Origin of the sequence: Flavobacterium anhuiense (genome assembly GCF_050990855.1) — a bacterium.
GTDB lineage: Bacteria > Bacteroidota > Bacteroidia > Flavobacteriales > Flavobacteriaceae > Flavobacterium > Flavobacterium anhuiense_C.
Map to the genome: position 1 here is coordinate 4,366,459 of NZ_CP158861.1, position 14,711 is coordinate 4,381,169.

7 protein-coding genes are annotated in these 14,711 nt (G+C 36.1%); all 7 read right to left on the bottom strand.

Features of this window, described 5'->3' with window-relative positions; all coding sequences use genetic code 11:
* Positions 1-269: 269 nt before the first annotated feature.
* A complete protein-coding gene (locus tag ABTV69_RS19040) occupies positions 270-1,052 on the bottom strand; it encodes a rhamnogalacturonan acetylesterase (RefSeq protein ID WP_433831591.1) in 783 nt (260 codons plus the stop codon).
* Positions 1,053-1,056: 4 nt separating this feature from the next.
* A complete protein-coding gene (locus ABTV69_RS19045; RefSeq protein ID WP_433831593.1) occupies positions 1,057-2,070 on the bottom strand; it encodes a pectinesterase family protein in 1,014 nt (337 codons plus the stop codon).
* An 84-nt stretch (positions 2,071-2,154) separates the two neighbouring features.
* Positions 2,155-4,170, bottom strand: coding sequence for an aceric acid hydrolase (locus tag ABTV69_RS19050; RefSeq protein ID WP_433831595.1), 2,016 nt, complete (start codon positions 4,168-4,170; stop codon positions 2,155-2,157).
* Positions 4,171-4,347: 177 nt separating this feature from the next.
* A complete protein-coding gene (locus tag ABTV69_RS19055; RefSeq protein ID WP_433831597.1) occupies positions 4,348-6,798 on the bottom strand; it encodes a pectate lyase family protein in 2,451 nt (816 codons plus the stop codon).
* The gene (locus ABTV69_RS19060) at positions 6,795-9,125 is read right to left on the bottom strand and encodes a DUF5703 domain-containing protein (protein ID WP_433831599.1); all 2,331 of its coding nucleotides are present in this window, start codon (positions 9,123-9,125) and stop codon (positions 6,795-6,797) included. Before ABTV69_RS19060 ends, ABTV69_RS19055 begins: the two co-directional genes overlap by 4 nt.
* A 238-nt stretch (positions 9,126-9,363) precedes the next feature.
* Positions 9,364-10,788 (bottom strand): sialate O-acetylesterase, encoded by a 1,425-nt coding sequence (locus ABTV69_RS19065; protein ID WP_433831601.1) that lies wholly within the window; start codon positions 10,786-10,788, stop codon positions 9,364-9,366.
* A 291-nt stretch (positions 10,789-11,079) separates the two neighbouring features.
* Positions 11,080-14,514, bottom strand: coding sequence for a glycosyl hydrolase (locus ABTV69_RS19070; RefSeq protein ID WP_433831603.1), 3,435 nt, complete (start codon positions 14,512-14,514; stop codon positions 11,080-11,082).
* Positions 14,515-14,711 lie beyond the last annotated feature (197 nt).

Here is a 14,711-nt window from a genome sequence, read left to right on the forward strand (position 1 = left end):
TTATAAAATACTAAATTTTACGAAAACGATAGAGATAAATACTCCGAGTATATTTTTTTTACGTTAAAAAACTTACAAAAGAGTATACAGGACAGTTACAGGATACTACAAAATTTACTTAAAAGTTCTTTAATAAAATTTTTAATTTTTAAACGTAAATTCTGACCAACGAATTGTAAATAATCATTTTTCTAAATTTAGGATGCGCGCATACAAAAAAAAGCCCGCCAAATCCTATGATCAGCGGGCTTACATTATTTTGTTTGATTTTATAAATTCTTCATTGCGTTAAAAACCAATCGGGCCACTTCGATTCCGCCCTCGGTTTGAAAATGCGTATTATCTTTTTGTCCCTCTGGAAAAGCAGGATACTTACCTGCTCCAAAATTCATGAAATAGTTGTTAGTTACATACTCTTGACCTTTAGAAGAAAAGAAATTCATCGAAAGCACATTAAGATCAATGTATTTTACGTTCAGTTCCTTAGCCACATCAATAGCTGCTTGGGGATAATCGCCATGAATATTGCTGAGTTTTCCATCCTTCCACGGATAATTTCTCGCTACTGGTGTTAGTACAATTGGAGTTGCACCTTTTTCTTTAGTCTGATTAATGAAAAGTCGAAGAAACTCTTTATATCCTTCAATATTGACATAACGCTCGGTTTTTTCTACAGAAGCATCATTATGACCAAATTGCATCATGACAACATCTCCTTTTTGAAGTGAATTGTACACCGAAGACCATCGTCCTTCCTGAAAAAAAGTTCTTGTACTTCTTCCGCCTTTTGCGCGATCATCGATTTTTACTTCTTTGGCCGAACCTAAAATATTCTTGACCAATTTTAAACTGTCTTTTTGAAAGAAAGGCTGAAAAACCTGTCCCCAACCTACTTGCGGAAATCTCTTATTTTGATAATTTTCTTCTAACGAATAATCAGCAACGGTAGAATCTCCAATTAAATAAATCGTCGTTACTTTTGACTTAAAACTAAAAGAGCCCAGTACTATAACTGAGCATATTCCGAGCATAAAAAATCTAAAGTTTTTCATAAGCTTATTTATTTGGATTCCATCCGTTTAAAACTAAATCTCTATTGTATTTCTTACTATCTTCTTTCGTTAATTGATGCGACCATGCAACACGTTGCGATGCATATTTTGCACTAGAACCTTTGCTTCCAAATTCCGCATAATAAGCGGTTTTGTCTTTATCTGGAAATCGAGTATCAATCCATGCGTTCCATCCTTCGGGAATAATATGTGAACCAATATCTGTATTGATGAAAACCGTTTGCGCATAAGGCCTCCAAGGCCTTCCTAAAAACACCTTATCAACCGACTTGTCTTTTGCGGTAAGTTTGCAATCTGCAAAAACAAAACCATAAGCTTGTCCTTGCGGAGTTGAAGCAGCCGTAATATAAGAGTTGATTAAACTTTCAATAGTACATTTATAAAAATAAGCCGTTGCTGCACCAAAAATAAAATCGGTTGTTCCGTTGATGAAGCAATTTTCAAAATAGGTGCGTGTATTTCCTTCTGATAAATAAAGTGTATCCTGATTGGCTAAAAGATTGCAATTCTTAACGGAAACTCTATCGCCTTTGATATGAAGTGCAACCGCCTGCCCTACTCTTCCTGCTGTGTTTTCGACCGTTAGATTTTCAAGTGTAGTATCGTTTCCTAAAATCAAAAAAGAATACGAAGTTCCTGTTCCAAATGCCTTTTTCCCTGATGGATCTGGTTCACGAAGCGGTTTTCCAGAGTAATCATCAAATGAAATAATAGTTTTATTTCGATCTGTTCCTTTTAAAGTAATGAATGTTTTAGAAACTGGGATTTCTAATTTCTCCACATATTTTCCTGGTTTTATCGTTATTACAATTCGTTTTTCTGAATTGTCTTTTACATTATTTACCGCTTCCTGAATCGTTTTAAAATCTCCAGAACCGTCTTGAGCTACGGTTAACGCCAATTTTTTATCAAGCGTTTGGGCTGATAAAAATGCTGTAGTTATGAATAAAAGTAAAGCTAAAGTTGATTTCATATCTTTTTCGTTAATTAATCTCATTTTAAAGGTTCGAGAAATTTTTATAAAATCCGTGTTAATTCGCGTCTTTACGAAGTAAATCCGTTTCATCAGCGTCCCAAAATACTAATGCGACATCCAAACCGTCATTTCACCCTGCCCTTTATTTCCCCAAGCAAAATACGGAACTAGCTTTACGTTTATCGCTTTTCCTTCCTTTGAAATTGGTTTGTAAAGCATGTGTTTCCACAAATGACTGTCTTCCTTAATGGTAGATGAAGCTTCTATAGTTAAAAGTTTTCTATTTTTTAATTCAGTGAATTCAGTTTTAAAATCAGAATTCAAATTTAAAATCACATCGTTAACACTTGTGTTAGCAGGAAGCTGATCTGATTCTAAGCAATATACCAAAGGTCCTCTTTTTACCGCAACTTGATTTTTAACTTCTTCTACCAACGGATTCGCTTCCATCAATTCAACCTTCATTGGAAGATTCAATTCGATGATATCTCCTTTTTTCCATTTTTGGTTTATTTTGAAATAAGTTCCCGAAAACATTTTGCCCATAACCTGCGAATTATTTACAAATACTTGTCCGCCAGAACCCCAACCTGGAATTCTTAAAAAGAAAGCATAATCTTCTTTTGGAGCTTTTACAACTTTCAAAGTGATTTTTCCATCCCACGGATAATTCGTTTGCTGTTCAATTTCAATCGTTTCTCCATTTAATGTTTTTGTATTCAAAGTATTGCTTCCGTATAAATTAACATACAAACCTTCTTTTGAAAGATTATAAGCATAATTTCCAACTTCGGCAACTGTTCTTGTTACGTTTGGCGCACAACAGTTTGATAAAGCAATATAACCCTCACGCACATTTCCCCATCTTTGGTGAAAAGGCAAATCGTTTGAAACATTCAACGGATTGTTATACAAAAATTTATCTCCTTCTAAATTCATTCCCGAAAGCACACTGTTGTAAAGTGCTAATTCGACAATATCAGCATATTTTGCATCTCCAGTGATTTGAAGCATTCTCCAGTTCCACAACACGTTTCCAATATTGGCACAAGTTTCGGTGTGAGCCGTTGCGTTTGGCAATTGGAAAGGTCTTCCATAGGCCTGATGAATCTTCTGAACCACTGTTGGATCGTAAGAAGTTCCATCTGGTGAAACTCCGTCGTATAAAGAACCACAACCACCTGTAATGTACATTTTGCGATACGTTACATCATCCCAAATCGATTCTAGATTATCTAGTAATTTCTTTTCTCCCGTTTCGGCATACAAATCGGCAACTCCCGCGTATAAGTAATTGGCTCTCACAGCGTGCCCCATTGCAGTAGTTTGCTGTCTAAACGGCACTCTATCCTGATTATCATCGGTTCCATCATTTGTAGTTCCTTTAATGTCAATCAGATTATTAGCCAATTCTAAATATTTCGGATCTTTTACGGTTCTGTACATTTCGACAATTCCCATATAATGAGACGGACAAATGGCATTTCTAGCCAATTCTGGAGATGCTTTTTTGTAGAAATCATACAAGAAATCGGCAACACCTTTGGCAATATTCAAGAAATTCGTTTTTCCTGTTACACGATAATGAATACAAGCTGCAGTCATTAAATGACCCATATTGTATTTCTCGAAACCTAATTGTTTTTTAACTTCTTCCGGACCTAAAGTTCCCCAGCGTTCGTCAATTAAAACCGGAGTGTGAATATAACCGTCTTTGCGCTGTACTTTCGCGAAAAGCGCAATCGCTTTATCCATTTCGGCATCGAGCTTTTTGTCTTTTGTAACCGCATAAGTTGCAGCCATTCCTTCAAAAATCTTATAAAAATCACCATCATGAAAAGAAGGTCCTTTGAAAGTTCCTTTAGCTAATCCTGCTGCAATCTCGAAGTTTTTGTATGCGTGCGAAGTTTCACTATGATACAAATCCCACATGTACGGCAAAGTGTTTTTGGTTTCTACATCAAATTGTTCTTTCCAGAATCCGTTGGTCCATTTTACATCTTGCAAACCAACGCTCTGCAATTTAGAATACGGACTTTGTGAATTCCCCACTAAACCTTTGTTTTGTGCAAAGATTACTGTTGAAAGAAATAACGATGATAGGATGATGTTCTTTTTCATTTTGAATATATTTTTGTTTGCCACGAATTACACGAATTGCACTAATTTTTTCCTTTTTTCTGCCACAGATTAAAAGGATTAAAATGATTTTTTTATAAATAATCTGTGCTAATCTTTTAATCTGTGGCAAAAATTAATTCGTGGAAATTTGTGTAATTCGTGGCAAAAACATTTTTTTTATTTTACAAAGAAATTAATAGTTCTACTCATTGAATCTCCTTCGGCATCTTTTACTGTAATTACAAATGATGCAAAACCTTTAGTTTCAGCTGTGAACTGAATTTCTTTTCCTTTTAAACTCACTTTTCCGTTTTTAACTTCAGAAAAAGTATAAGTTGGTTTGTTTTCGTATCCTTTGAAAAAATCGGCAACTGCCAAAGACTTTTTATCTTTTAAATTGATAAAATAGTGAGGCTGAGCCAACCAATCTAAATAATTATCTAGTTGTGTGAATCCATCTTTATCAAGATCTGAATTCGCATCTGAGAAATCTCCTGCTGGTGAATTTTCATTTAAACCAAAAGCTTTTTCCCACCAGTTTGGCAATCCGTCGTGATCGGTATCCCAATCTGCAGCACGAGTTTCTGACGGAAAGTTTGGCCATCCTCCAGCATCTTCTTCATTGTCAATCATTCCTCCTAAACCGCTTTTGCTTCCTTTATAAGTAAACGTTCCTTTCTTCGTTTCGTCGATAATTCTATTATCGTGTTTATCAAAAAACGGCTGATTTGCTCCAACATCCGAAAGTACATTTTTGTAAGCTCCCTTAGCCGATTGCGTGTTTACGAAAGATTCAAAAAATGGTTTATCAACGAAAGTTTCATAATTCACAATTTCGTTATGACTGATTGTTGATTTTCTGCCTTTATCCTGCGTTTTTTCGTCGAAATAACCCGGCATCACATTTCCGTCAAAGAAATAGCGCTGCATTCCTTTTCCAACACCTTCGTGTTGTGCATTCAAAGCAACAAAAATTCCAGTTGAAGCTCCTGGTTTGTAATAGTTGTTTACAAAATTCACTTCATTTGCTCCTCCGTCAGTTGCTCTTTTTCCCCAATTATAAACGACGTTATTACGAATATCCAATCTTCCTGTATAAAACCCATCACCGCTTAGACCGCCACCAATACTCCAGTTTCTTCCTTGATTGTGCGCTAATAAATTGTGGTGAAAACTTCCAATATCGCCACCAATTGTAGCAGCATATCCGTGCATTTTTCCAGCTTCGTATTTATCGTGTCCCGCCACATTTAAAGCTTCAGAAATTAAAGTTCGTTGCAATGTAATATGATGTGCGCCACGTGAACTAAATGATTCATCAATTGTCCAACTTATCGAACAATGGTCTATAATACTGAAATTAGCGCCCGTTAATCCCATTCCGTCAAATGTTTTTCCACCACCAATTCTCACTTTCAAAAAGCGAATTACACCTTCATTTCCTGTCAATCCAATCGGTGCTCTCGTAACCGTAATTCCTTCGCCTGGTGCAGTTTGACCGGCAATCGTAATATAAGGCTGATTTACAACCAATCTCGAAGCCAGTTTAATATTTCCCGAAACATTAAATACAATCGTTCTAGGCCCAATTTCCTGATTAATCGCATCACGCAAACTTCCTGGTCCGTCATCATTCAAGTTAGTTACTTCAACCACTTTTCCGCCACGTCCTCCTACAGCATAACGTCCGTAACCTTCAGCACCTGGAAAAGCCAATTGAGCTGGTTTAAAAGACCACACATTTCCTAAAGTTTCTTGCCCATTATTATCAACTTCATCTACTCTCCAATAATAAGTTGAACCGCTGTACAAATCTGAAACTGAGAAATTTTTATCAACTAATTTACCTTTAAATTCTTTAGAAGATTCTGTTGCATTTGCCACTGCATTTTGATCTAAACCAAAATACAATTTGTGAGCCACCACATTTTTTGGAGCATCCCATTTTAAAATCACATTTTTAGTGACTTCAACATGTTCGTCTCTGTTTGCTGGTTCTGGAAAACGTGCCTGATTCATCAAGTTTGGCGTATCGATCTCAAAACCATTGACAACGATTTGTTTTACAATATCTGGGTTGTTTGCTGGATCAATTTCAAAACGCACCACTACATCTTTTCCTTTTTCTGCATTGAAGGTAACATAAGCCATTGCTGCGTCCGCTTTTGCATTCGCTCTCTGACTAGTATTTACCGTTTCCTGAAGTTTTCCGTTAACGATGATTTTTATCGGTGAAAAAGTCTTTCCTGTAATGACATCAAATGCATTATGAAAAGTCAAAAGTGTGTGTTTTCCTTCTTTTAAACCGCTAATTTTCAATTCTAAATTTTCAGCTGTAACCAATCCGTCAGCCGCTAATTTATTGTAAAACGGAGCGCTCATTCCAACTTTGTACCATTTTGAAGTAAAGTTACCTTTTAGTTTAAAAGTCACTCCATTAAAAGTTTTCTGATCTTCTTTATTTTCATTGATCACCCACGAATCGTAACTCGGATCGTGAACTTCTTCTAATCTTCTTTGGAAAAAGTCAAAATCGACTTTTACAATCTGCTTATCAGCATTCTGTGCTTGCCCATTTGCTGCTAAAAGCATTGCTAAAGCAAAAGAGCTAACTAATTTTTTAATCATTTCAAGGTAATTTTTTCAGTTTCTGATTTTCCAATCAGGTTTATAATGTCTTTTTTTCTTTCTTCTGGAACTACTCTTAAAACCTTTACTTCTCCATTAATCAATTCAGCTTCAATTGTAGTATTTTGTTTTGCGTGTAATTTAAAATGAACATTCCATTCTTTTGGCCAAGCTGGAAAAAGATAAATTTTACCGTTTGCTTCCTGTAAAAGCATTTCCTGCATGCCTATCATTCCCGAACCGCCCCAATTATGATCTGGAACCCAGTCAAAACCTGGTCCCCAGAATGCTGGAAAACGTCTTTCTGAATTTGCCATTTTCAACGTATTGTATTTTGCCGCTTCATTGGTCAAGCCTAAACGAGCTGCGAAAATATTATCTTGTTTCCATCCCACGTGACTTCTAAATTTTAAGGCGTCTGGATCGTATTTCCATGTATTTAAAGCCGTTTCTAAATCAGGATTTCCAATGCCGTAAATTCCCCACGGATAAACGGGATACAATTGCGGCACTTCCGAATTATTAACGCGTTCCCAAGTTTTCGCAGGAAGCAAAACTTTATGATTCTCAATCTGTCCAAAATTCAAAGGCGGAATTCTATTTTGAAATGCTTTTATATATTCAACGTCTTCTTTTGACAATTCATTTGCGGAAAGGTTTAAAAGACTTTCTGTAATTACTTGCAAAGCTGAAATCGTACTATTGGCATTATTTGCCATTTTGTAAGTTTCAGCACCTGAACCCGGAAAAAGAACTAATTTTCCATTTCCATCTAAGGCTTTTCTTCCTCTTTGTTTCGCTAAATATTGATAATGTTCATCGAAAAATCTTAAACAACTTATGATAAATGGATTGTATTTCTGAATATCTTCTTTAGCATATTCTTTCTGTTGCAACATCATTTGGCAAAATTCCAAAACAGTGTCCCATTCGTATTCTAACCAAGCGTTATATTCCATTCCCGGATCGTAATCTGCAGGACGTTTCCATTCGTATTCAGCTGGATTTGGAAGCCCAAAATTTTCTAATTGTTCTGTGAAAGAAGCTCCATTATGTTTCCAATAGACTTTACTTCGTAATTCGGCATTTTTTTGAAGACTTACGTAATAATCCAACTGCGATTTCATCATATCAAAATCACCGCTTTTTACCATTGGAAAATAAACCAATCGCTGGTTTTGAGCCGTCATTGTTCCTCCTCCCCAATTTCTAAAATCGGGTGTGAAATTTAAATCTTTATTCGTGTAAACAGGATCAACTGTAAAAAGTCCGCCGTTAAATTTCGTTGGATATTTTCCGTAAGCGTTACATCCCAATATGTATCTAAACAACTGATAATTCTGTCCAATTTGATAAACCGAATCTTTCTCAATCGATTGATTTTTTTGCGTAAAAATAAAACTGCGGTTCCAGAAATTATTCCACCATTTTATCGTGTTTTTCTCGGCTTGTTTTGCTGTATTTTTATTTTCAGCAATTAGATTTTGCAATCCGTTATTCCAAGTAGAAAAATCAGATTGGCTGGTGTTTAAATAAATCTCTAATGAATGTTTTTTTGAAGTTTTTAGACTTGTCAAATTAAAACCTTTGAAATCGGTGTCTTGGTATTTTCCTAAATAAGTTCCGTCTGGTTTTAAGTTATCGCCTTTCATGAATCCGCCGAAAGTTAAATTCGTAATCGGGTTCATCATTTGATCTTTAACCGACTCCATTTTTTGTTGTTTTACAGCAACATCAAAAACGGTTTGTTCGCGATTTCTATGATAGAATTTAAGTCCGTTATTTTCAAAAGCAATCGAATCTTTAAAATTAATTAAATCTCCCTGAGGCGCCCATTTATAAGAATTGGCATTGTTTTCTTTTCCTTTTGAAATACGGTTCTGATGACGCCAGCTTTCATAAGAAGCTGTCATTTTCAACGGATTTTTACTTTCTAAATCAACATGGATAATTGGTTTAAAAACATCGACCCAAAGTTTGATTTTGGTATCATTTTGTCCAACTAAAACATAGCCATCTTTTAGTTCCAATTCCTGACGAAATCCTTCTTTTACCTCAAACGGATTTGGACTTAAAGTGATTTTTACGCGACCCAATTTCAATAACGTATTATGTTCATCAAAAGTGCCGCTTCGCGAAAAATAGAAATACAAATCTCCTTTTTCTACCCAGACATTCATACCAATATCACCGCCTCCCAAAGGCATTGATTCTGATGAATTGTTGCTTTGCGTTGTCCAGACTTGATTGTAAGTATCGAGTACGGGAATCTGCGCTTTGATGCAAAGCGTGGTGAAGAAAAGTATAAATAGTATTTTATTTCTCATCGTTTTCTTTCCTGCAAGATTTTTAAAACCTTGTAGGTATTAAATTTTTATTTTTCTCTCGCAGATTTGGCAGATCTTATTTTATCTGCAAGATCTGCTAAATCTGCGGGAGACATAATTCAATCTTTGTCGAGCTTCTTGTGGAGATTCCTCCTTCGTCGGAATGACAAACTAGGTGGAAACTCATAACTTATAACTCATAACTTATAACTCATAACTTATAACTCATAACTTATAATTACCATTCATCAGTCCTAAACGAAGAAACCGGCAATCCTCCAGCACTAAACAATTCCGCTTTTGCGAAATCTTTCCATAAATAACGCACTGCAACTGGTTTCTTTACTTTATCAGAAGTCAAAACCACTGATTTTCTTCTTACGACTGTTTTCGCAGGATAAAAAACTTTGTCTTCGCCAGCTATTTCAAAACCTGCTACTTCTTTGTCGTAAGACGTAATTCCGTTGGCAACATCATCAAAAGAAACCGTTACAGCACCGTCTTTGATTTCCATTGATTTATATTTCGGACTTTCGAATTCGAAACCTTCCATTCCGTATGTTCTTGCTAAAGCTTGAAAAGCCAAACGATTTCCTCCTTTTTCTTTGTCCATTGGGTGAATATTATTTTCTTCCCCAACATCCATTAAAACCGCCATTGCTGAATTCGGAATTTCCTTTGAAGCCTTAAACTGTGCCTCTCTCAAATAAGCCGAATTGTATTTTTCTACATAATCTTTCGGATGAAACGAAGCATAATTAAAGGGAGCAATTTGGGCGAAATAAAAAGGAAATTCTCCTTGATTCCACATCGTTCTCCAACTGCTAACCATTTTTTTCATTAAAGCCGTATATTCATTTGCTCTTTCGTAATTCGATTCTCCCTGATACCAAATACAGCCTTTGATTCCGTATCCAATAACAGGCGAAAGCATTCCGTTAAACAAAGTAGTTGGAACACGATTTGGATCTTTTGCCAATTCTTCTTTTGTAGTTGGAATTTTAGCGCTAACGAAATCTTTCAGCATTTCCTTATTCATCCAAGCTTCCATGCTCGAACCTCCGTACGAAACATGAATCAATCCAACAGGGACATTTAAAACTTCCTGTAAAAGCGCTCCAAAATACCAGGCTGTTGCGCTAAAATTGGATGTTGATTTTGGAGAAGCTTCTTCCCATTTTCCTTCAAAATCGTCTTTTGGTTCTAAAACCGTCGCACGCGGAACTGTAATTAAACGAATGTTTTTATTGGTCGATCTTACAATGATTTCATTTCCGTTTCTAACTGGCTGCCCTTGAAATCCTTTTAATGGCATCTCCATATTCGATTGTCCTGAACAAAGCCAAACTTCGCCAATTAAAATGTTTTTGATGGTTACTTGTTCCGTTCCTTCTGTAACTTCAATTGTAAATGGTCCGCCTGCAACTGGTGTTTGCAATTCTGTTTTCCACTTACCAGAAGCATCAGCTTTTGTCTTGTAAATTTTAGAATCCCAAGATGTTTTGATCGTGACATTTGCATTCTTTTCTGCCCAGCCCCAAATGGGTGCATTTGATTTTTGCTGCAGCATCATATTGTCTGAAAACAATGCTGGCATTTTGATTTTTGCATTGATTTGCAGACTTGTTAGAACTAATAAAAAAGCAATAATTGATTTTTTCATTTTTATTTATTTTTTTTTTATTGCCACAGATTAAAGGATTAGAAAGGATTTTTAATCTGTGAAAATCTTTTAATCTGTGGCTAAACTTATTTTCTTTTCAATTGCCTCCAGCTTTAGCTGGAGGTTACAATTGTTTTCTCGCAATTGGGCTTTAGCCAAATTGTTAGTTTGGCTAAAGCCCTTTTGTCATATTCTTTTCTAAACCTCCAGCTAAAGCTGGAGGCAAATGAATTTATTTCTTTTTGCTACAGATTAAAATCCTTTCTAATCCTTTAATCTGCGGCGAAAAAATTATTTCTCTTTTACAATACTTACTGGCCCTAACAATCCCGCTTTTAGCAACGGATTTCCTTCCAATCTAAAAGGCGCTGTTGTCCACGTCAATCTTTCTTCTTTTGGCAATTTTTGATCACCAATTAAACGGTTTGCCCACGTATTGGTCACTTTTATTACGATTGTATTTTTTCCTTTTTGTAATACTTGGGAAATATCCGTTTTGAAAGGGAAAGTCCAAAGTGTTCCGCAATCTTTTCCATTGATTGAAACTTCAGCAATATTGGCAATTTCGCCTAAATCAAGCCAAATCTTGTTGGTGTCTTTTCCTTTCCAAACAAACTCTTTTTTATAAACCACCGTTCCTGCGTAATACTTAATTTGATCATTTTCTGAAGTGCTCCAATCAAAAAGTTTATTTGTTTTTACGACTTCTTTTGGACCTTTGAATTCTGGATCGAATTGAAGTTCCCAGTTTTCATCTAAAACCTGAACTTTTTCAAATTCAGACACTTTTCCTTTTGCTAAAACTTCTTTTGTTTCTTCTTTAAAAATCACAAAACCAGATTCGTTTGCCTCTAAAGTTAAAGAAACAATTATTCTTCCGTTTTCTATTTTCCAATTAGTTAAAACCGAAGTTTTGTCCGTAACAGGATTGTACCATTGCGGCACTTTTCCAGCTATTCTGAAAGAAACTTCAAATATTCTTTTTTGCTCTTTTTGATTCGAAAGGAAATATACTTCTTCGTTATCTGCTTTTCGATGTGCCCAAGCAATCGTTTCTGAATCGGCTCTGTTTAAATTTGGAAAATAAACATCTTGTGTAATTCCGATGGAAGCAAAATCATTTCCTAAATAAGGCAATTTAACAACCGTTCCTTTTCCGATTTTCCATGAAGAGGAACTGGCATTATTCCAAATTTCATCAATTACATTTTGCCATGTCTTTTGATTGGCTTCTGATTGAATTCCTGGTTGAATAGTTGGTTTTTCATCTACAAAAATCGTTGCTCCATCTTTTAGCAATTGCAGGATTTTTTCGGCTGAAGCTAAAGACAATATTTTATTTGGCGCCATTTTATGACTTCCTGGAAACAGTAAAGCTCCATACTCGATTCCGCCTTCAAAAGTTACTTTTCCGTTCACCACTTTTGCTCTGTTGATTAAAACATCAGCGTTGAAAGAATCGTATTGATAACCATTTAAAGCATTAATCCATTGCGATAGATCAGTGATATTTTTAGAATACGTCACTTCTTTCGGCATTTTTGCAGTTGGCTGACCTTCGTTTTCTAAACGGATTTTCTCGCTTTCTAACCTTTCTTTTCCAAAAACATTCGGAATAAATGGCACCAAACGATCTGGAACAAAAGAACGCGAAGGAAAATCTTCTCCAATAAAAACCGCCAAATCAATTACAGGTTTTCCTTTCTGCAATTGAAACTGCACTCTTTGGCAATAATCAAACCAAGCTTTTCCGGGTTTCCACCAAGTCTGATCTCTTTGGAAAAAAGTTCCGATATCGTCTAAAGTCATTCCCGGTTTTCTGTCTGTCCACGGATTATGAACAAAAACATGATAGAACAAACGGTTGATTCCCAAGGCATAATTTCGGTCAGCCGTTGTTTTTAGATTTCCTGGATGTTCGTCCCAATCCATTCTCAAAGCCGTAAAAGATTCTGCTTGAATAATGTCTTTTCCATAAATATGTCCTCCCGAAATGGCATCCACCATATCAAAAGGTTTGTCGTGTGTTGGACTTTTCAACCAAAATTCACCTCCCGGATAATCGACATATTTATAATGCAATAAAGCATCGCTCATCATAGTTGGAGCGACATTTTCAGAACTTAATTTAACCTTATATTCTTTAGCAATTTGAGCGACAGTCCCGTAGAAGTTATCTGCTACTAAATCGCCAATTGTTTTTCTAACATCGTATAAAACTTTCTCTGAGAAATCGGCGTTTTCTACTGGAATTCCAGCCATTACTGGCAAATATTCTACAATATCGTAACCGCGTCTCTTTTTAAATTCAGTCTGAAAAACCGAAGACCAGTTCTGGCTTCCGCATTCCCAGCTGTCAAAATGTAATATTTCTAGAACTCTTGAAGCCACTTCTGGACCCGCAGAACGAACGGCTTCTCCAAACCAATGATCCAATTGGAAACGAATTAATTCTGGATCAAATTTATCTACTTCTAAACCTTTTCCAGCTCCACCCGTTGCATTTTCATGTCCTGTAGAAGTATGCCCCATTCGGATAATTTTCCATTTTCCTTTTGGAGCTTTCCAGTTCAAGTTTCCGTCATCATCAACAAAACTCGAAATATTGATAATTTCTGATTTCTTGAACGCATCTGTATTCGGAATTTGTTTTTCAGTTGTTTCTGGAGTCAAACGCCAGATTGCTCCTGATTTTCCTTCGTAATTATTGATTAAGGACTGATTCGAAAGTGTAATTTTACTTACTTTCAGATTCTGTTTCCATTTCGCAAAATCCAAATCTTCTGCACCCGGTTCTGTTCCAACTGGATCATACACAAATCTGAAATATTTTGCTGTAACAGGCGTAATAGTATGCGTATTCGGAAAATCCATATCCTGCCAACCGTGGCGTGGTGCAATGAGTCTTTCGTGGAATTTAAAATGAACTCCATCATCACTTACTTCCACAATTAAGCGTTGTGCCTGATAATCTCTTCCTTTGGTTTCAATCACAATAGATTTGCAAGTAAAAGGATGTCCAAATTCGTACTGAATCCAACCTGCATCTGCAAATTTGAAGTTTTCGTCTTTTTTAGGATCAGCCAAAAACGAAGCATCGGTATTGTTTGATGTTGTTACTTTTGGCAATTGAATCTGCGAAGTAGTTTGATACTCTTTTATTGGAAGCGCAAAAACCGCAATGTCCTTATAATAATCTTTATAATGCTCTGGAACAGGAAGTTTTGAAACGATTTTCTTTCCTCCTAAAATTTCAGTTGTCGACCAGACTACTCTTTGCATCGACATTTCTGGCTTAATCCAGGGCCCTCCTGCAACTGCAAATCCGTCTGCTCCGTGAAAAGCGAGTTTTAAGCCTAAACGATCGGCTTCTTTAAAAGCCCAGCTAATCATATCCCAAAATTCAAGAGTAAGCTGTAAAACAGGCGGATCGATCAACGGCGGATTTGCTGGACCTTTGATCGTCATTAAATAGGCGCCTGCAATTCCGTTTTGTTTCATGGCTTCTAAGTCGGCTGTGATTCCTGCTTTAGAATAGGCCGATTTCATCCAATACCAATACACCCAAGTTTTGGAGGATTCTAGTGTTGGCTGAAAAGTTTCTTTTTTATGGACTTCCTGCGCAGAGACGATGCTTGCGAGAAGCAAAAATATTACAGTCGAAAGTTGGAAAGCCAAAAGTCGAAAGTCCTTTGCAAAAAGAAAAAATGGTTTACGGTTAGACATTTTTATATTTTAATTCAATTTGATCTTCTAAATTTCATAATCTGCTTGATCTGCAAAATCTGCGGGAAAATTTTACTCTCGCAGATTTTGCAGATTTAAGAGATTTTTTTCTCCTAGTAAACCCGATAGGTTTTTAAAACCTGTCGGGTTTGGTATTGATATTCTTTGTTTTTTTGTCATTTCGAGGAACGAGAAAT

What these genes read in the sequence shown, in the direction of transcription:
- ABTV69_RS19040 (WP_433831591.1), bottom strand. Translation starts at nt 1,052, where the DNA reads ATGAAAAACTTTAGATTTTTTATGCTCGGAATATGCTCAGTTATAGTA.
- ABTV69_RS19045 (WP_433831593.1), bottom strand. Translation starts at nt 2,070, where the DNA reads ATGAGATTAATTAACGAAAAAGATATGAAATCAACTTTAGCTTTACTT.
- ABTV69_RS19050 (WP_433831595.1), bottom strand. Translation starts at nt 4,170, where the DNA reads ATGAAAAAGAACATCATCCTATCATCGTTATTTCTTTCAACAGTAATC.
- ABTV69_RS19055 (WP_433831597.1), bottom strand. Translation starts at nt 6,798, where the DNA reads ATGATTAAAAAATTAGTTAGCTCTTTTGCTTTAGCAATGCTTTTAGCA.
- ABTV69_RS19060 (WP_433831599.1), bottom strand. Translation starts at nt 9,125, where the DNA reads ATGAGAAATAAAATACTATTTATACTTTTCTTCACCACGCTTTGCATC.
- ABTV69_RS19065 (WP_433831601.1), bottom strand. Translation starts at nt 10,788, where the DNA reads ATGAAAAAATCAATTATTGCTTTTTTATTAGTTCTAACAAGTCTGCAA.
- ABTV69_RS19070 (WP_433831603.1), bottom strand. Translation starts at nt 14,514, where the DNA reads ATGTCTAACCGTAAACCATTTTTTCTTTTTGCAAAGGACTTTCGACTT.